The organism is Actinoplanes sp. URMC 104, from assembly GCF_051386375.1.
Classification (GTDB): Bacteria; Actinomycetota; Actinomycetes; order Mycobacteriales; family Micromonosporaceae; genus Actinoplanes.
Genome location: NZ_JBPQTO010000002.1, coordinates 2,387,582 through 2,405,686, shown reverse-complemented (window position 1 = coordinate 2,405,686; position 18,105 = coordinate 2,387,582). Strand labels below are relative to the sequence as shown.

General features: G+C 72.7%; 15 protein-coding genes. 5 read left to right on the top strand and 10 right to left on the bottom strand.

Annotated elements, in window-relative coordinates; genetic code table 11:
* Window positions 1-103: 103 nt before the first annotated feature.
* From ACSNN8_RS12250 to ACSNN8_RS12240, 3 genes are all read right to left on the bottom strand, one after another.
* Complete coding sequence (locus ACSNN8_RS12250; protein WP_436649554.1) at window positions 104-490, bottom strand: zf-TFIIB domain-containing protein; 387 nt, start codon at window positions 488-490, stop codon at window positions 104-106.
* A 7-nt stretch (window positions 491-497) separates the two neighbouring features.
* Window positions 498-1,874, bottom strand: a complete 1,377-nt coding sequence (locus ACSNN8_RS12245; RefSeq protein WP_436649553.1) for a glycosyltransferase 87 family protein — start codon at window positions 1,872-1,874, stop codon at window positions 498-500.
* A gap of 479 nt (window positions 1,875-2,353) precedes the next feature.
* Window positions 2,354-4,909, bottom strand: a complete 2,556-nt coding sequence (locus ACSNN8_RS12240) for a putative bifunctional diguanylate cyclase/phosphodiesterase (protein WP_436649552.1) — start codon at window positions 4,907-4,909, stop codon at window positions 2,354-2,356.
* A gap of 490 nt (window positions 4,910-5,399) precedes the next feature.
* On the opposite strand from ACSNN8_RS12240, the gene moaC reads away from it, so the two are divergent.
* The 4 genes from moaC to ACSNN8_RS12220 all read left to right on the top strand — a co-directional run bounded on the left by moaC (window position 5,400) and on the right by ACSNN8_RS12220 (window position 8,379).
* Window positions 5,400-5,891, top strand: a complete 492-nt coding sequence (gene moaC / locus ACSNN8_RS12235) for a cyclic pyranopterin monophosphate synthase MoaC (RefSeq protein ID WP_436648881.1) — start codon at window positions 5,400-5,402, stop codon at window positions 5,889-5,891.
* An 86-nt stretch (window positions 5,892-5,977) separates the two neighbouring features.
* Window positions 5,978-6,469 carry a MogA/MoaB family molybdenum cofactor biosynthesis protein gene (locus ACSNN8_RS12230; RefSeq protein ID WP_436649551.1) on the top strand — a complete coding sequence of 164 codons (492 nt, stop codon included), beginning with the start codon at window positions 5,978-5,980 and terminating at the stop codon, window positions 6,467-6,469.
* Between the two features lie 9 nt (window positions 6,470-6,478).
* Window positions 6,479-7,714: a molybdopterin molybdotransferase MoeA gene (locus ACSNN8_RS12225; protein WP_436648879.1), complete on the top strand. Its 1,236-nt coding sequence runs from the start codon at window positions 6,479-6,481 to the stop codon at window positions 7,712-7,714.
* Between the two features lie 251 nt (window positions 7,715-7,965).
* Window positions 7,966-8,379, top strand: a complete 414-nt coding sequence (locus ACSNN8_RS12220) for a molybdenum cofactor biosynthesis protein MoaE (RefSeq protein WP_436649550.1) — start codon at window positions 7,966-7,968, stop codon at window positions 8,377-8,379.
* On the opposite strand, the gene ACSNN8_RS12215 is transcribed toward ACSNN8_RS12220, so the two are convergent.
* The 4 genes from ACSNN8_RS12215 to ACSNN8_RS12200 all read right to left on the bottom strand — a co-directional run bounded on the left by ACSNN8_RS12215 (window position 8,366) and on the right by ACSNN8_RS12200 (window position 12,421).
* On the bottom strand, window positions 8,366-9,622 hold the full coding sequence (locus ACSNN8_RS12215) for a glycosyltransferase 87 family protein (protein ID WP_436648877.1): 1,257 nt from the start codon (window positions 9,620-9,622) through the stop codon (window positions 8,366-8,368). The genes ACSNN8_RS12220 and ACSNN8_RS12215 overlap by 14 nt on opposite strands.
* Window positions 9,623-9,853: 231 nt before the next feature.
* The gene (locus ACSNN8_RS12210; RefSeq protein ID WP_436648875.1) at window positions 9,854-10,417 is read right to left on the bottom strand and encodes a DoxX family protein; all 564 of its coding nucleotides are present in this window, start codon (window positions 10,415-10,417) and stop codon (window positions 9,854-9,856) included.
* 28 nt (window positions 10,418-10,445) lie between these two features.
* Window positions 10,446-11,651: an AAA family ATPase gene (locus ACSNN8_RS12205; protein ID WP_436648873.1), complete on the bottom strand. Its 1,206-nt coding sequence runs from the start codon at window positions 11,649-11,651 to the stop codon at window positions 10,446-10,448.
* Between the two features lie 110 nt (window positions 11,652-11,761).
* Window positions 11,762-12,421, bottom strand: coding sequence for an LppU/SCO3897 family protein (locus tag ACSNN8_RS12200; RefSeq protein WP_436648871.1), 660 nt, complete (start codon window positions 12,419-12,421; stop codon window positions 11,762-11,764).
* A 131-nt stretch (window positions 12,422-12,552) separates the two neighbouring features.
* Between ACSNN8_RS12200 and ACSNN8_RS12195 the strand changes: the two genes are divergently transcribed.
* On the top strand, window positions 12,553-13,227 hold the full coding sequence (locus ACSNN8_RS12195) for a prepilin peptidase (RefSeq protein ID WP_436648869.1): 675 nt from the start codon (window positions 12,553-12,555) through the stop codon (window positions 13,225-13,227).
* On the opposite strand, the gene ACSNN8_RS12190 is transcribed toward ACSNN8_RS12195, so the two are convergent.
* The 3 genes from ACSNN8_RS12190 to ACSNN8_RS12180 all read right to left on the bottom strand — a co-directional run bounded on the left by ACSNN8_RS12190 (window position 13,214) and on the right by ACSNN8_RS12180 (window position 18,080).
* The gene (locus tag ACSNN8_RS12190; protein ID WP_436648868.1) at window positions 13,214-16,342 is read right to left on the bottom strand and encodes a UvrD-helicase domain-containing protein; all 3,129 of its coding nucleotides are present in this window, start codon (window positions 16,340-16,342) and stop codon (window positions 13,214-13,216) included. The genes ACSNN8_RS12195 and ACSNN8_RS12190 overlap by 14 nt on opposite strands.
* A 75-nt stretch (window positions 16,343-16,417) precedes the next feature.
* Window positions 16,418-17,653, bottom strand: a complete 1,236-nt coding sequence (locus ACSNN8_RS12185) for a metallophosphoesterase (RefSeq protein WP_436648867.1) — start codon at window positions 17,651-17,653, stop codon at window positions 16,418-16,420.
* A 178-nt stretch (window positions 17,654-17,831) separates the two neighbouring features.
* Window positions 17,832-18,080 carry a MoaD/ThiS family protein gene (locus ACSNN8_RS12180; protein ID WP_436648865.1) on the bottom strand — a complete coding sequence of 83 codons (249 nt, stop codon included), beginning with the start codon at window positions 18,078-18,080 and terminating at the stop codon, window positions 17,832-17,834.
* Window positions 18,081-18,105 lie beyond the last annotated feature (25 nt).

The window sequence follows — 18,105 nt, the reverse complement described above, 5'->3', positions numbered from 1 at the left end:
GGCGGCGGCACGAGCCGTCATGCGCCGCCGGCTCCGGGGAACCGGCGGCACGAGCCCTTACGCGCCGCCGGCTCCGGGGAACCGGCGGCTGCGGCACGAACCGTCAGTCGAACAGGTTGTGCAGGAAGCTCTTGCGGCGGTTGTAGTGGCCGTGGTGCCGGTAGTGGCCGTGGTGACCATAGGCCGGCGCGGGCGCGTAGTGGCCGGGAGCGGGGGCCGGCGGATAGCCGTGGGTGGGCTGGCCGTAACCCGGCGCGGGCGGCGGAGGGGGCGGGGCGTAACCACCCGGCTGTGGCTGGCCGTAACCCGGCTGAGGGGCGGCGGCGGGACGCGGGGGTGCCTGGCGAGTGCTCCAGTTCGACTCGGCCTCGAACAGTTTCTCCAGCTCGCCACGGTCGAGGAAGATCCCGCGGCACTCGGTGCACTGGTCGATCGTGACGCCGCTGCGCTCGTACACCCGCATCTCGCCGTGACACTTCGGACAGGTCATCTGCATCTCACAGACGGTACAAGGCTGTGTCATCCAACGGGCTACTTGTGGCTGTGTGGTTCCTGTGTGCCGGGCGCAGGGCGGCGGCCCAGACGAGGAACGCGGCCGGGTAAAGCAGGTAACCGAAGCGGGTGGTCGGCATGAGCAGGATCGCCGCGAGCAGACCCCAGCCGCAGATCGAGGCGGCGGACGCGGCGGACCGTGGCGACCACCAGATCATGCGTACGGTGATGGCGACCGCGACTGCGATCAGCAACCCCAGAGCGATCAGGCGGCCGTCCGGCACGTTCTGCGCGATCAGGTAGCCGGGGAACGGCGACTGCGCGGGGCTGGTGACGAGACCGTGGCCCGTGGGGAAGCGGATCACGTTCTCGACGAACGCGTCCTGGTCCACCTGGAACGGCGGGACCAGCACCAGCAGGGGCAGGCCGAGCGCGCCGGGCAGGAGCTTGCCGCCGCGTGCGGTGGCCAGGGCGAGCACGAGCAGCACGGCCACCACGGGGAAGGCGAAGAGCTTGCACGCGGCGGCGGCACCGACGGCGACTCCGGCCCAGCCGTAACGGTTGGTAGCGGCCAGGGCGAAGGCGAGCACACAGAACGCCAGCACGGGAATGTCGTCGCCACCGGTCGCGAGCGTGAGGGCGCAGATCGGCAGGACGGTGACTGCCTGTGTCGCTCGGACGATCGCGAACGACCGCCACCGTTCCGTCGCCGGTGAGTCGTCGGGGTGAGGCTCCGCGGCGCGACGAGGGCGGAGAAGCAGGACTGCCGTGATCAAGGCGAGCGCCGTGACCAGGGCGAACCAGACACGGGCGTCGGTCCACCAGGCGTCGCCGGCGATCGCGCGGGGAAGGCCGAAGATCGACATGCCGGGCTGGTACGGGCTGTAGCCCAGAAGGCGCTCGTCGGCGGGCAGGGCGGCGATCGCGTCCCGGGACAGGTACGGGGTGCCGTCGTTAACGAGGCGTTCGCCCATGCGCTCGACGACCAGGACCTCCTCCTGGGCGCGGTCGGTGCGGCCGCCGGCCCGCTCCACCGCGAGCATCACCAGCGGCAGCAGGGCCGCGCCGGCCCAGGTCAGCCAGGTGAGGGCCGCTCTTCCCGCGGTGCCGAACACGACTGAGGCTATCGGTCGCGCGCCGGCGATGCGGTAGCCGGCGAACTGGACGGCGCTCAGCACGAACGCGATGGCGTAGGCCCAGACGGCGACCGAGCCCCACGCCCGATGCGGCATGAGGGTGGAGCTCAACGCCGTGATCAGCGCGAAGACGGTCGACAGCCCATAGAGGACGAGGTCGACCGGGTAGCCGCCACCCGCCTGGTCGACGCGAGCGAAGAACCGCCCGACCCGCCCGGCCGGGACGATCTCCGTCTTCTCGGGCAGAGCCTTGTCGAGGGGCGCCGTGACGGGCGTCGACTCGGACGGGGTCGCCGAGGCGCCATCGGTTGTGGCTCGGCCATCGGCGGGGGCCGCCCCGGACTGCGCCTCGTCGCGATCGGCGGCCTGTCCGCTCGTAGAGTCCGAGTCCGGCGCCTTCCCTTCGTGGCCGGCGGCGGTGTCACCGCTGGGGGAGACGGTGACCTTGGCTTTCTCGTCGCGGCCGCCGTCGGGAGTGGCGGCCGACCGCGGGGAGGGAGGGGCCTCCGAAGGAGCGGCGGCCTTGTCCTGGATCGAGGAGCCGGTTGGAGCCGCGGTGGCCTCCGGGGAGGTGGAGGCCGCGGGTGCGGCGGGCCGATCGACCGGCAGCGGGGCCGGCACCTTGCCGGTCTCCGGAGTGGCGGGAGGTGCGGCGTCCGCGGGAGCCGGGTCTCCGGGGGCCGGGCCGTCAACTGCGGGTTCGCTCGCCGTCTGGCCTCGATCTGTCACGCGCGCAAGTGTGGCAGAGACGATCTTCCCGAGCCTGCAGACCGGCGGCGCGACATGCGGACCACCGCGGCGCCGTCGTGCAGGGAGGGGGCCAGCGCGCCGGGGCGGCCGTCGGTGCCGCGCTGGACGGTGGCGAGCAGGCGGGCGGCCGACATGGGGCGCGCGAACAGGTGGCCCTGGCCGGCGACGCAGCCGAGATTCCACAGCGCATGCCGCTGCGGCTCGCTCTCCACGCCCTCGGCGGTCACCGTCAGGTGCAGGCTGCGAGCCAGGTCGACCGTCGAGCGGATCACGGCGGCGGCCTCGGAGGACGTCTGGACGGCGCCCACGAACTCACGGTCGATCTTCAGCTGGTGGACCGGGATGTGGGACAGGACCGACAGCGGCGACACGCCGGTGCCGAAATCGTCGAGGGCAAGCCGTACGCCCGCCTCGCTCAGGTCGGCCAGCGCACGGCCCACGACGTCGAGCTGGCTGAGCGTCAGCGTCTCGGCGAGCTCGAAGATCAGCCGGTCGGGCGGGACGGCGTGCCGGCGCAGGCGGGCCAGCACCGCCTCGGGGAAGCTCGGATCGAGCAGGCTGCGCGGCGACACGTTCACCGCGACGGGCAGGTCGAACCCGGCCTCGCGCCACAGGTCGGAGGCCGCGAGCGCCTGGTCGAGCACCGCGTCGGCGAACGCGGGCAGCTGACCCGACCGCTCCACGGTCTCGAGGAACTCCATCGGCGTGAGATAGCCGTGCTCGGGGTGGTGCCAGCGGGCCAGCGCCTCGGCCGACGTCACCTCGCCGCTGCCCAGGTCCACGATGGGCTGGAAGTCGACCACGAACTCGTGCTCGGTGACCGCGCGGTGCAGTTCGCCGCCGAGCATGAGCCGGCTGACGTCGGCCGTGTCCTGCGAATGCGCGTACGTCGCGGTCTGCTGTCCGGCCCGTTTGGCCTGGTACATCGCGATGTCGGCGCGTCGCATCAGCTCGTTGACGCCGCCGCTGCCGGGCGCGAGCGCGATGCCGCCGGCCGCCTCGACGGTGATCTGCATGCCCTCGACGGCGACGCTGCGCGACAGCGTGGTGAGCAGCGCCTCGGCGCGGGGCGTGGCGAGCGCGGGCGTGGGCAGATTGACCAGCAGCACGGCGAACTCGTCGCCGCCCAGCCGGGCCACCAGGTCGCCGGGCTGCGCGGCGTCGGCCAGCCGGCGGGCCACCTCGCGCAGCACCGCGTCGCCCGCGGCGTGCCCGAGCGTGTCGTTGACCTCCTTGAAGTGGTTGAGGTCGATCAGCAGCAGCGCGACCACGCCGTCCTCGCTGCGGCCCTGGAAGTGCCGCTCGGCGCGCTCGTAGAGCTCGCGGCGGTTGGCCAGGCCGGTCAGCGGGTCGTGCGCGGCGTCGTACGCGTTCTGCTCGTTGAGCCGTTGCAGTTCCGCGTACGCCGTGGCGTTGCGGATGGCCGTGCACAGCGCGGCGGCGAACGTCTTGAGCTTGTAGTGCTCGAACTCGTTGAGCTTGACCCGTCCGTGGAAGCCGAGGGTGAGCACGCCGGCCCGGTAGGTGCGGTCGCTGGTCTCGAGCTCGGCGGTGATCTCGCCGGCGGCGTCGAACCGGCGCGGCCCCGGACCGTCGTAGACGACCTCGCTGCCCCGCGCGTGGATCACCCGGTCGACGCCGCTGCCGGTCAGGTCGATCTCCACCTCGTCGGAGGAGAAGACCCGCGCGCCCTGGATCGCCGCCACATGCAGCACCTGGGTCAGCTCGACCGAGTTGAGCTCGTCGGTGGTCTTGGCCAGCTCGCGCCATGAGCGCCGCTCCTCCTTGGTGCGCAGCTGCCGGGAGTGCCACAGGTGCAGGCAGGCGATCAGCAGCGGCACGAAGCCGAGCAGCAGCGGGCTGGCGCCCGAGACGAGGACCTCGATGACGTACAGGATCGTGACCAGCCGGAACGCGTGGGCGATCAAGCGGCTGTCCCAGTCCTTGCGGATGATCTGCCGGATCGGCGTGCGGGAGGCGACGGAGATGACCGGCATGAAGACCAGGTCGTCGACGAACCACATGGCCACGTACGCCAAGGTCACGGGAACGAACGTGGCGCTGAGCGAGTCGGACGCCGGCAGCGAGCCGGTGACCGTGAGCACGAGGCTGGCGGTGCTCGCCGTCAGCACTTCCTTCGCGACCGAGTAGACCGTGCGCTGCAACGGCGTACCGGCAATGATTTTGATCGCGGCGATGCCGGCCGCGGCGCAGAGCACGACCCAGCCGTGCGGCAGGAAGACCAGCCCGATCAGCACCGGCACCTCGCCCCACGCGGTGCCGTCCTGGCTGGAACGCACGCGGACGTAGACCCGCACCCGGTTGGCGACCGCGGCGCCGACGGCCACCAGCGCCAGCAGGCCGACGTGCGGCACCGGTTCGGGCCGGGCAACGGCATGCCAGAGGTCGGCCGCCGCGGCGCCACACGCCAGAACGACGACGAGACCGATGAGCAGCGAGAGCTGCCGACCGGTCGCGTCGTCGTTGGAGCTTTGGGTCTTTCGCAAAGAGGTCGTCCAGTCGCCGAGCACATCGGACACAGGTCCGGGCTCAAGCGTATTCAAGTGTGCGCCTTCGCGCACCGTCTTCAGCTCCAGTCGTTCGACTTGATCATCGTTCTTCTCCTCGCGGTAAGAGGATCCGGGAAGCCTGGATCTCTCAGGGGGTCGAAGTGCGTCGCGACGAAAGAAACGATATAGGCGGAGACGCGAAATTGATAGCGTTTAGTGCCGTTTTGCGCAGAACACGATAACCGTTCGTGAATCGATTACCCCTAGTCCCGGGGCCAGAACCGTGCGCAATCGGAGAAGTCGTTTTGAACCGCAGTGTCCGCATGGCGGAGTGTGTTGTTCACCTAACTCAGCGGATTGCCATTGCCGAGTGGCCAGGGGATATTAGCGCGGCTTTTCCGACCCCACCTGACCAGCCAAGAGATCACCAAGATTCATTCTTGACAATTGTGAAGCGCGCAACCCTATTGGTACGCGAGATCATCGTCGCCGGGTTCTATAAGCTCCCGGTATGCCCGACGAATCCCTGCTGACTCACGTGGACGAGGCCGGCGCCGCGCGCATGGTCGACGTCTCCGCCAAGGCGGTGACGGCCCGTCGCGCCGTGGCCGCCGGGCGAGTGGTGACCACGCCCGAGGTGATCGCGCTGTTGCGCGGTGACGAACTGCCCAAGGGCGACGCGCTCGCGGTCGCCCGGCTCGCGGGGATCATGGGCGCCAAACGGACGCCCGATCTCATTCCGCTCTGTCACCCGATCGGTCTGCACGGCGTGGTCGTCGATCTCGAACTCACCCCGTCGACCGTCGAGATCACCGCCACCACGAAGACCGCCGACCGCACCGGCGTCGAGATGGAGGCGCTCACCGCGGTGGCCACCGCCGGCCTCGCGATGATCGACATGATCAAGGCGGTGGATCCGGCCGCGAGCATCGAGGCGGTGCGGGTGCTCCGCAAGGAGGGCGGAAAGACCGGCGAGTGGGTACGCCCGGAGGACCGCCCGTGACGGCCGCCGAGAACGGGCCCGTCGCCGACAAGGGGGCCGCAGCTGAGAGCGCGGCCGCGATCGGGGCAACGCACGAGAAGCCGCGCATCACGGCGCGCGTCATCGTCGCGAGCAATCGTGCGGCCGCCGGGGTGTACGCGGACACCAGCGGCCCGCGCCTGGTCACCGGGCTGCGCGAGTTCGGCTGCGCCGTCGACGACGAGCCGGTGGTCGTGCCGGACGGCGAGCCGGTGGCCGAGGCGCTGCGCCGGGCCGTGGCCGACGCCGTCGACGTCGTGCTCACCAGCGGCGGCACCGGGGTCACACCGACCGATCGCACCCCCGAGGCGACCCGCGACGTCCTGGACTTCGAGATCCCCGGCATCGCCGAGGCGATCCGCGCGTACAGCCGCGACAAGGTTCCCGCCGCCGCGCTCTCCCGGGGCCTGGCGGGCGTCGCCGGCCGCACGTTGATCGTGAACCTGCCCGGCTCGACGGGCGGCGCCAAGGACGGTCTCGCGGTGCTCGGGCCGTTGCTGAGGCACACCGTCGACCAGATCCGGGGCGGAGATCATCCGGCGTCCGGCGCGGCTGGATAGGCTCGACCGGTGAGCGGTCACGACACCAACCCGGTCGGCTGGGAGCAGGCACGCGAGCTGGCGTACGCGGCGGGCCGCGCAGCCGCCGGTCCGGCCGAGCCGGTCGCGCTGCCGGCGGCCGACGGGCGCACGCTGGCCGAGCCGCTGCGCGCGCTGACCGACCTGCCCGCGTTCCCCACCTCGAGCATCGACGGCTGGGCCGTCCGGGGCCCGAAGCCGTGGCGGCCCGTCGGCCGGGTGCTGGCCGGCCACGTAGCCCCGCCGCTGACCGACGACGGAACGTGCGTCGAGATCGCCACCGGCGCCATGGTCCCGTCCGGCGCCGAGGCGCTCGTGCGGATCGAGGCGTCCACTGTCGACGCCGACGGCCGGGTCAGCGGGGAGCCCAAGGTCGGGCCCGTCCCGGAGTGGCGGCTGCCGGGCGAGGAGGCTCACAAGGGCGAGGAGCTGCTGCCGGTCGGCACGCCGGTCGACCCCGCGGTGATCGGTGTCGCGGCGACCTGCGGGTACGAGTCGCTCACCGTCTTTGCCGCGCCGCGCGCCGGGCTGCTCGTCTTCGGCGACGAGCTGCTCACCGGTGGCACGCCGGGAGCCGGCCGGGTCCGCGACGCGCTCGGGCCGCAGGTGCCCGGCTGGCTGCGGCGCTACGGCGCTACGGTCGACCCCGCGGCGGTCGCCGGCCCGGTGCAGGACACGCTCGAGGCGCACCTCACCGCCGTACGGGGAGCGCTTGCCCATGCCGACCTGGTGTGCACGACCGGCGGCACGATGCACGGCCCGGTCGACCACCTGCACCCCACCCTGACCGAGCTGGGCGCGGAATACATCGTCAACACCGTCGCCGTGCGGCCCGGGTTCCCGATGCTGCTGGCCCGCGTGCCCGGGCCGGACGGGCGGCCGCGCTTCCTGGCCGGGCTGCCCGGCAACCCGCAGTCCGCGGTCATCGCGCTGATCACCCTGGTCGCGCCGCTGCTCGCGGGCCTGCAGGGCCGCCCCGCCCCGACCCTGCCGACGGTCGAGGTGAGCGCGCCCGTCCGCGGCCGCGGTGGCGACACCCACCTCGCGCTGGCCCGGCTCGACCACGATGGACGGTCGGCGACGCCAGTCGGCCACGTCGGCTCGGCGATGCTGCGCGGGCTCTCCAACGCGCACGGCTTCGTCGTCGTCCGCCCCGGGACCGAGGCGTCCGCCGGCGACCTGGTCCCCTTCCTGCCCCTACCGCTCACGACGGGGGAACGCCGATGACCGCCCACAACAGCGACGCAGCCGCCGCCCACGACAGCGACGCAGCCTCCGCCCACGACAGCGACGCACCCTCCGCCCACGACAGCGACGCAGCCACCGCCCACAACAGCGACGCAGCCACCGCCCACGGCGGGGAAGCCGCAGCCGCCCACGGCGGGGAAGCAGCCACCGCCCGTGACGGAGAGGCGATCATCGTCGGCGGCCGAGCGACGACAGCCGACGGCGATCGCGCGGCTCCCGCCACCGGTGAGATCGTCATCGCCGAGGTGCTGGACACCCCGCTCGACCTGGCCGCCCATGAGAAGGCGGTGGCGGACCGGCGGGCCGGCGCGGTCGTGTCGTTCCAGGGCGTGGTGCGCGACCACGACGACGGCCGAGGGGTGACGCTGCTCGAATACGAGGGCCACCCCAGCGCCGCCCAGGTGCTGCGCGAGGTCGCCGCGGAGATCGCGGCCGATCCCGACGTCTACGCGGTCGCGGTCTCGCATCGCGTCGGCACGCTGGCGATCGGCGATGTCGCGCTGGTCGCGTCGGTGAGCACGGCGCACCGGGCGGCGGCGTTCGCGGCCTGCGCCCGGCTGGTCGACGAGGCGAAGGCGCGGCTGCCCATCTGGAAGCGGCAGGTCTTCACCGACGGCGCCGAGGAGTGGGTCAACTGCCCCTAGGCCCGGGGATCGCCGGCACCCGCACGGGCGCGACGGGCCGGCGTACGACCGGGTTCGCCGGCACGACGGCGGGCCGCCACGGCAGCGCGTTCATCAGCACGATCACGGCGAAGGCGTACGCGTTCCAACCCACCGTCCACTGCGGAGGCGCGATGAGCAGCAGGTACGTGGCGAGCGCCCCCACCGCGTACCCGAGCCCCGCGAAACGCCGGGGCCGCCGAGGGGTCACCCGCATGCGGGCCGCCGCGTCCACCAGGATCAGCACCGCGGGCAGCATCCAGATCAGCCGATGGGTCGTGGCGACCGGCGCAGCCGCCGCGCCGGTGAGCCCCACCAGCGTGAACGCCGCGATCTCGTCGCCGTCGGCGTGCGCCGCCCGGGCCCGGATCAGCCCCACCGCGAGCAGCAGCACGGCGAACGACAGCCAGACCAGCACCGGGGTGCTCGTCGAGTCGTAGAGGCGGGCGAGCAGCCCCGCGAGCGACTGGTTGGCCGGGTCGCCGACCGGACCGGACCGGTCGACCTGGGTGAGCACCGTGCCGAACCACGTGGCAGTCGCGTCCGGCGCGATCACGAGGGCGGCCAGCGTCAGCGACACCGCCGTGACCGTGGCGGTGGCTGCGGCCCGCCACCGGCGGATCACCACCAGATAGACGATGAACAGCGCGGGGCCGACGGCGAGGGCGGTCGCGACGCCGATGCCCACGCCGCCCCACGCCCCGGTCGACCAGATGTGCCGCAGCCGGTCGGAACGGCCGCGCGGCGGGCGGGCCGAGTCGGGGCGCGGCCACCAGGCGTCCCGCCGGCGGGCCAGCGCCGCGCGGCGCAGCGCGACCACGTCCGCGGTGATCAGGCCGAACAGCAGCAGGTCGAGGTGGCCCAGGCCGAGCGTCGCGCGGACCGGCTCGGCGACCAGGGCCAGGGCTGCTGCGACCAGCACGACCGGGCCGCGGGGGCGCCGGTAGCGGCGGGCCACCGGGCCGGCCAGCACGATCAGCGCGAGCACCAGGGCGGCGGTGCCGGCCAGCGCGAGCAGCCACGCGGCCGCGGGCGCCGGCAGGGCGGTGAGCGGGGCCATCAGGGCGGCGGCGATCGGCGGAAGGCTGGTGCCCAGGCGCAGGTCGGGCGAGTGGTACCCGTACAGGTCGTCGCCGGCGAGCCAGCCGTGGATCGCGGCGTGGTCGAGCGCGAGGGCCTGCCACCCGTACGCCTGAAGGAAGAGCCCGATCAGCCCGAGTGCCACGCACCCGAGCCCCACCACCGCGGACCTTGCGATCCGCACTTGCGCAAACGCCGGCATGGCGCGACCCCCGTCGCTCTCGTCACCCGGGCACGGCCAAGCCATGCCAGCCACGAAGCCGAGAGCGGCGTCATGGCGGAGGCGGGCCGCGGGTGAGCGGGAACGAGCATAGAGAGCGCGAGCCAGCCGCGCGGCCCCTCGTCCGCTCTAACGCGGGAGATCGCGCGGAGGTTGTTAGCCGGGCAGCTTGCGGGCCGTGGCGGCGCTCATGGCGGCGATCCTGGCCTCCCGCTTGGCGGTGCGCAGGGCTCGCTTGACCGAGCGCTGCGAGCGCTTGATCGAGCGCTGCGACCGGTCGACGGCGTGGCCGGCGAGGTAGCTCAGGCCCGGGCGGCCCTCGGTGTCGACCGCGGCCAGCAGCAGCCCGCCGAGCAGGCCCAGGTTCTTGAGGAACTGGGTGCGCTGCGCCGCGGCGTCGGGGCGCGACCTGTCCCAGAACGGGTGGCCGGCGATGGTGGTCGGAATCAGGTTCGCCGCGAGCACCGCCGCCGCGGGACGGGTGAAGTGGCCGGTGGCCAGCGCCAGCCCGGCGACCACGTCGCTGGCGCCCTTGATCCGCACCAGCGTGCGGGCGTCGGTCGGGATGCGCGGGTCGGCCCGCTCGAGCAGCGGCTTGATCCGCTCGGTGACGCGGCCGGCGGTCTCCGCCTTGGCGTCGGGCTTGGTGAGGGACTGCACGCCCGAGACGACGAAGATCGACGCGAGCATCGCGCGGGCGGCCGTGCGTACAGGCTTCATGGATCTGGTTATACCCGCCCGACGGCGATCACACCGGCTGGGTGCGCAGGTAACGTCCGAAATGCGGCACCGTGAACGCGACCGTGCCGCGCTCGCCCGAGTAGATGAGCCCCTTTTTGATCAGCGCGTCGCGGGCCGGCGAGAGGCTGGCGGGCTTGCGGCCCAGCGCGGTCGCGATCTCCGCGGTGGGCACGGCCGCGTCCATGTCGTTGCCCGGGTCGCCGGAGAGCGTCGCCATGGCCCGCATGTATTCGCGCTCGGCTGGGGTGGCCCGCTCGAAACGCGAGCCGAAGAAGCCCACGGCCAGCTCGGCCTCGGCCTCGGGGGCGGCGACGCGGACGTCGGCGTCGGTCACCGGGCTCTGCGGGGCGTGATCCCAGGTCGCCTTGCCGTACGCCTGGACGAAGTACGGATATCCGCCCGACTTCTCGTAGAGCAGGTCGAGCGCCTTCGCCTCGTACTCGACCTCCTCGCGGGCGGCCGGGGCGCACAGCGCGAAGTCGGCCGCCACGCGGTCGAGCCGGTCGATGCGCTGATAGCGGAAGAGCCGTTCCGAGTACGACTTCGCGGCCGACAGCACGGCCGGCAGGTGGGGCAGCCCCGCGCCCACCACGATCAGCGGCGCCCCGAGCTGGGACAGCTCGTGGCAGGCGGCGCAGAGCGCGGAGACGTCGGCCGGCCCCAGGTCCTGCATCTCGTCGATGAACAGCGCGATGCCGGTGCCCACGTCGGTGGCCAGCGACGCCGCGTCGGTGAACAGCTCGACCAGGTCGATCTCGATGTCGCCCGAGTCGGCGCGGCCGCGGGCCGGCGGCACGTCGATGCCCGGGGCCCACCGGTCGCGCAGCTTGGCGGAGCTGTCGTTGGCCCGCAGCGCGAACGCCTTGAGCACGGCGAGCACCTCGTCGACCCGGTCGGGATCGCGGTGGTGCGGAGCGAGCTCGCGGATCGCCATGTGCAGCGCGGCGGACACCGGGCGGCGCAGCGACTGGTCGGGGCGGGCCTCGATCTTGCCGGTGCCCCAGAGACGGCCGATCGCGGCCGACCGGAGCGTGTTGAGCAGCACGGTCTTGCCCACGCCGCGCAGGCCGGTCAGCACGAGGCTGCGCTCGGGGCGGCCCCGCGCGATCCGCTCGAGCACCACGTCGAACGCGTCGAGCTCGCGGTCGCGACCGGCCAGCTCGGGCGGGCGCTGACCGGCGCCGGGGGCGTACGGGTTCCTCACCGGATCCACGGATAGCACCGTATCGGGCCGTCTAGCGAAATGGCTAGAGTCAGCTAGCAAAACCTCGCAAGGAACGTCGAGGATGATCTAGCAATCTCTAGCTGAGATGCTAGACGCGGCTAGAGCGCCTTATGCTCCTTGAGGCACAGCACGAAGTCGAGGTCGTCGAGCGGGCTGTCGTAGAAGAACCACTTCGTGTAGCCCGTGACCTTGCCGCACTTGCGCTCCGCGTCCTTCTCGCCGCTGGTCTTGCCGACGATCCGCGCGAGCACCTCGTAGGCCCCGCTCGTGCAGGCGGTGGCGCGCATGTTGGGCTCCTCGTCGGTGCCCTCATTGACCACGCAGTCGCCCTTTTTGACGTTGAACCGCGCGTCCTCGCTGCCCACAGGCGCGGGCCCGGCCACCGGGACGGTCGCGGAGGCGGTGGGCTGAGCCTGCGTCTTGTTGTCGCGACGCTCGTTGAGCAGCCACGCCGTCGTGCCGAGGCCGGCCACGATCAGCAGGCCGAGGGTCACGACCAGCGCGACGATCGCGGTGTTGCGCCTCGGTGGCGCGGGCGCCGGCTGGTCCCACGACGGGCCCTCGCCGGCGGGCGGGCTCATCGGCGCCGAGTGGAAGCCCACCGGCTGCTGCGGGATCGACGGGGGATGACCACCCCAGGAGGACTGCTCCGCGACGGGCGCGCCCTGGTCACCCCAGGGGTCGGCGGGCTCCGCGTACGGCTCGTCGGAGCTCCCGTGCGGCCACGGAGGGCCGGAATACGGGCCGTTCTGTGACATCAGAGATCCTCCGGCACGGTTTTGCTGCTGTCACCGTAGCGTGTGGGGCCGACACAAAGCCGGACGGAATCGCCGCCGGTGTCGTCAACACGACCGGCACACCGTACGCCCGCACGCTACGGTCCCGATCCGTGTCCGCACAGCTGGTCGTCCTCGCCGCCGTCTTCGGCGCTGCCTCGTCCGCCTTCCTGCCCCGCGTCGCCCACCGGCTGGCCGTCCCGTTCGGACAGCCCCCGCGCGCGGCGTGCGCCTCGTGCGGTCAGGACCTCGCCGCCTGGGTGCGGGCCGGCCGATCCTGCCGGTGTTCCCGGGCGTACGCGGTGATGCTCGTCGGCGCCCTGGTCGCAGCGCTGCCGGCCGCGGCCCTCGGGTCGTCGCCGTTGCTGCCGATCCACCTGCTCGCGGCGGTGCCGGGCCTGCTGCTCGCCCTGATCGACGTGCGCTGCCTGCGCCTGCCCGACCGGCTGGTGGCGGTGTTCGCGCTGGTGGCCGTGGTGCCGCTCGCCGTGCTGCGGCCGGAGCGGATCGGCTGGGCGCTCGTGGCCGGCGCGGTGGTGCTCACGGCGTACCTGATGGTTGCGCTGTTGCCCGGGGGTGGACTGGGGCTGGGCGACGTGAAGCTCGCGGCCGTGCTCGCCACGATGCTGGGCTTCGCGGGCTGGCCCGCGGTGATCGTCGGCCTGGTCGTGCCGCACCTGATCAACGGGCCGATCGCGCTCGCGATGCTGCTCACGCGGCGCGGACGGGTGCTGCCGCTAGGGCCGGCGCTGCTGTGCGGCGCGCTCGTGGCCGTCACAACAGTCTGAGCTGGCGATCCTTGGGGCGCGACGGCACGGTGTCGCCGAGCCGCTCGAACAGGCCGGAATCGATCACGTCGAGGAACGGGCTCGGGCTCTGCTCGCGTTCGCTGCCGTGCCGGAACCGGCGGGCCGCGTGCGTGACGTAGAGCCGGTCCTGCGCCCGGGTCAGGCCGACGAAGAACAGCCGCCGCTCCTCGGCGATGTCCTCCTCCCGCGCCGCGCCGCCGGGCCAGCGCATCGGGAGCAGCCCGTCCTCGCAGCCGACCAGGAACACGACCGGGAACTCGAGGCCCTTCGCCGCGTGCAGCGTGAGCAGGTTGACGGCCTCGGCCCGCGGGTCGAGCGCGTCCACCTCGGCGCCGGTCGCGATCTCCTGAAGGAACCGCGGCATGTCGTCGCCGATCCGCTGGGCGAGCGGCAGCAGCAGCTCGGCCGCGGCCCAGATGTCCTCCGGCGCCGGCTGCTCGCCGTCGAGGGTGGGCGCGGCGAAGCGCTGGGCCAGCACCTGCGCGGTCAGCTTGACCCGGGCGGCCAGCGAACCGCCGAGCCCGCCGGCGTGCCGCAGCTCGCGGGCGATCACCTGCACGCCGGGCCGGTCCCGCAGCCGATTGTGCGACCGCTTCTGCACCGGCACCCCGGCCCGCGACAGCGCCTCGACGATCGCGGCGGACTGCGAGTCGGTGCGGTAGAGCACGGCGATGTCGGAGAACGACAGGTTGCCCGCCGCGACCGACCGCGAGTCGACCCGGCCCGAGTCCAGCGAACGGTGCGACAGGCCACCGACCAGGTCGTCGATGGTGCGCACCACGAAGTCGGCCTCGTCGGCCACGCTCGCCGCCGGATAGCGGCCCACCAGCGGCGCCTCGGGATCGAGCCGGGCCGGGTCGAGCCGCCGGCCGTTGACCAGCGAGGACGGGGCGATCGCCTGCACCGCCGCGGCCAGGATCGGCGCCGACGAGCGGTAGTTGCGGGTCAGCCGCACCAGCCGCGCGTCCACGAAGTCCTCGTTGAAGCGCAGGAAGTACTTCACGTCGGCGCCGCGGAACGAGTAGATCGCCTGGTCGGGGTCGCCGATCGCGCACAGGTTGCCGTCGCGCGGGCTGAGCAGGCGCAACAGCTCGTACTGGGTCTCGTCGACGTCCTGGTACTCGTCCACGAAGATCCACTGCCAGCGCCGCCGGTACTTCTCGACCAGGGCCGGCTCGTCGCGCAGCAGGGCGACCGGCATGCTGATCAGCTCGTCCAGGTCGACCAGGTCCTGCTGGCGCAGCAGCTTCGCGTACGCGTGGTCGTCGTCGCCGGCCTGCTTGCGAGCCTCCTCGCGCTCGGCCTCGTCGGCGATCCGCCAGCTCGCGGCCAGCCCCGCCGCCCGCGCGTTCTCCTTGAGGATCGTCAGCCCCACGGAGTGGAACGTGCCGACGGTGATGTCCTCGCCCACGTCGCCCAGCAGCGCGTCCAGCCGTTCGCGCAGCTCGCCCGCGGCCCGCCGGGTGAACGTGATGGCCAGGCAGCGCTCGGGGAACACGCCGAGCTCGGCGCAGAGATAGGCGATCCGGTGGGTGAGCGTCCGCGTCTTGCCCGTTCCCGGTCCCGCGACGATCAGCAGCGGGCCGCCGGGCGCCGACGCCGCCACCCGCTGCATCGCGTCGAGCCGGTCGAGCAGGCCCGTGCCGACCTCCTCCATGCCGGCCAGCATCGGCTCGAACGGCTCGTGCGGGCTCGCCGGGGCGGTGATCGGCGGCGGCGCCTTCTTGACTTCCTTGACCGTCCTGACCGGCTTGGGCTTGGGCGCCGGCTCGGGCTTGCGCTGCTGCGGCACGTCGAAAAGCGTCTCCACCTGCGGCGCCCCGGCCCGGCGCAGCTCGCCCGGCTCGAAGAGCGTGATGACGCCGTACTCGCCGTCGTAGCCGGCCACCCGGTGCACGTCGCCGCGGCGCAGCCGGGCGATGCCCTCGCGCAGGTCGTCGCCGCCCGCCTGCCCGATCGCGTCCAGCGGCACCTTGCGCAGGATGTCGAGCTCGGCGCCGAGCGTGGCGACCAGGTGGTGCAGCTGGATCTCGACGGTCTTGGACTTCGGGCCCACGCCGTTGATCTCGCCGAGGATCTCGTGCAGCTGGATCAGGTGCTCGACGTGCTGGTCGCGGCGGAAGCCGGTGGGCCGGTCGGCGAGGTCCTCGACCCGGCTCAGCACGCCCACGGTCAGCGGCTTGCCGCACTCGGGGCAGCGGCCGCCGTGCTCGCGGGTGCGCTGCGGCTCCCAGTTCACCCCGCAGGCCCGGTGCCCGTCCGCGTGGTACTTGCCCTCCTCGGGGAAGAACTCCAGCGTCCCGGCGAGGCCGATGCCGTCCCGGACGGCGTCGTAGTCGGGCGATCCGGTGAACAGCGTCGCCTCGCGGGCCAGGGCCGCGGGGGAGTGCGCGTCGGAGTTCGACACCAGGCGGTATCGGTCGAGGCTGGAGACGCGCCAGTTCATCTCGGGGTCGGACGACAGCCCCGTCTCCACCGCGGTGACGTGGTGGGCCAGGTCGGCGTAGCAGTCGGCGATCGCGTCGAAGCCGGACTTGGAGCCGAGCGCCGAGAACCACGGCGTCCAGATGTGCGCCGGCACCAGGTAGCCGCCCGCCTCGAGCGTGATCTCGAGCAGATCCCGCGAGTCGAGGCCCAGGATCGGCCGGCCGTCGGCGGTGAGGTTGCCGATGCGTCCCAGCGCGGTGTTGAAGCTCGCCGCCGCGTCGAAGCCCGGCATGTAGATCAGGTGGTGCACCTTGCGCGTACGGTCGTCCCGCTTGTAGATCGTGGAGATCTCGACGCTGAGCAGGAACCGCGCCGGCGTGCTCGCCTGCAGTGAGCCCGGCAGCCGCTTGGTGACCTCGGCCTCGTCGGCGTAGCGGAACAGGCCCGGGCCGTCCTCGGTGAGGCTCTCGCGCAGGTGGTCGAACCAGGCGGGGTGCGTGAAGTCGCCGGTGCCCAGCAGCGCGATGCCCTTGCGCCGCGCCCACCACGCGAGGTTGGGCAGGGTCAGATCACGGCTGCAGGCACGGGAGAAACGCGAGTGGATGTGCAGATCCGCGACGTACGTGTCCGCGGCATTTTCTGCGTCGTCCGAGGGCACGCGCTGCATCCTGTCACGCCCTCCATCGCTTGCACGAATCGCCACGCCTTGACGAAATCACGGATCTTGATGTTCCCGACGCGCTTATTTCGAGCGCAACTCGATGACGCTGACCTGCGGCGGCGCGCCGACCCGCACCGGTGGGCCCCAGAACCCGGCGCCGTTGGTCACATAGACCGGAACACCGTCGACCTTGCCCAAACCGGACACGACCGGCTGTTCCAGGCGCACCAGCAGGTTGAAGGGTGCCATCTGGCCGCCGTGGGTGTGGCCGGAAACCTGAAGATCGACCCCGAACGGGGCCGCGTCGCGGGCGGCGACCGGCTGGTGCGCCATCAGCACCACGGGCCGGGCGGTGTCCCGGTCGCCCAGCGCCTTGGCGAAGTCCGGCGCGTCGCCCTCGTCGGCGCCGTTCAGGTCGTTGACGCCGGCGAGGTCCAGGCCGCCGAGCTCGAGGCGCTCGTTGCGCAGCGGCCGGACGCCGAGGCGGGCAACCTCGTCCACCCACTGCTGGAAGCCCGAGTAGTACTCGTGGTTCCCGGTCACGAAATACGCCCCCTGCCGCGACTGGATCTCGGCCAGCGGCGCCGCGAGCCGCCCGAGTTCTGCCACGCTGCCGTCTACAAGGTCACCGACGACGCACACGATGTCCGCCTGCACCGAATTGATCGCGTCGACGATGCGCCGGGTGTGGCCGATGCCGGTCAGCGGCCCGAGGTGGATGTCGGACACCACGGCCAGCCGGGTGCCGTCCATGGCCCGGGGCAGCTTCGCGAGCGGGATCTGAAGCCTGTCGATCCGCGGGCCGCCGAGCGCCGTCTTCACGCCGTAGCCCGTGATGCTCGCCGCCGTGAGCCCCGCGAAGATCGCCGTGCCGCGCGCCAGCAGCAGCCGCCGGTCGATGCCCTGCTTGTCGTCCCCTTGGTCGCCGTCGGTGGCGGTCAGCACGGGTGCCTTCTGCCCGGCCTCACCCGCGACGGGGTCGCCCTGGGCGGCGCCGCCTGCGCTTCCCTTCGCCGTACGCCTCCGTGAGCGCCACGCCAGCGTCAGCGCGAGTCGCGGGATCTCGAGGACCGCGAGCGTGACCAGCAGATAGAACATGAGCGCGATCCAGAGGTAGCCCGGCCACGCCAGCCACGGCAGCGCCCCGGACCGCACGCCGATCAGCGTCGCCGGCGCCAGCACGAACAACACCACGGCGACGACCGTCCCGATCAGCCGGGCGCGCCCCTTCGGCAGCGGGTCCTTGACGAGCCGCTTCCACAGATAGAAGTGGATCAGCCCGACGACCACGAAGATCACCGCGACGAACGCGACCAAGACTTTCCTCCCCAGCTCACTTCACCGCACAGTGTCCTGGTCGTTCCTGAGAGGCCCCTGACCTCACCGGTGGCCACAGTCGATGGTGCCCGTGCTCCGGCCCACCCGTCGCCATGTCGCCGATCTACCCGTCCGGCGCCTGCGCTCTGGAGCCCGCCATGCCCTGCCGAGCTCCGGGTCAGCCGCCCGCGAAGGGCGGCAGCACGTCGACGGTGGCTTCCGCCGGCAGCGCGGCCGACGGGTCGTGGCAGGTCAGCCCGTCGACCAGGAAGCTCGCCGCCTTGAGCACCACGCCGAGACGCTCGCCGTGGCGGTCGGTCAGCAGCTGCTTGAGCTGGTCGAGCGTCTCCGCCTCGACGGCCTCGCTCCGGGTGCCGTTGGCCGCGGCCCGCGCCCCGGCGAAGTAACGAATGGTCAGTGCCGCCACGACACCCCTCCGCCCCGCGCGCTGA

Bases quoted from the DNA above. Each gene is read 5' to 3' on its own strand.
- moaC (WP_436648881.1), top strand. From the start codon at position 5,400: ATGCCCGACGAATCCCTGCTGACTCACGTGGACGAGGCCGGCGCCGCG.
- ACSNN8_RS12250 (WP_436649554.1), bottom strand. From the start codon at position 490: ATGACCTGTCCGAAGTGTCACGGCGAGATGCGGGTGTACGAGCGCAGC.
- ACSNN8_RS12200 (WP_436648871.1), bottom strand. From the start codon at position 12,421: ATGTCACAGAACGGCCCGTATTCCGGCCCTCCGTGGCCGCACGGGAGC.
- ACSNN8_RS12190 (WP_436648868.1), bottom strand. From the start codon at position 16,342: ATGCAGCGCGTGCCCTCGGACGACGCAGAAAATGCCGCGGACACGTAC.
- ACSNN8_RS12210 (WP_436648875.1), bottom strand. From the start codon at position 10,417: ATGAAGCCTGTACGCACGGCCGCCCGCGCGATGCTCGCGTCGATCTTC.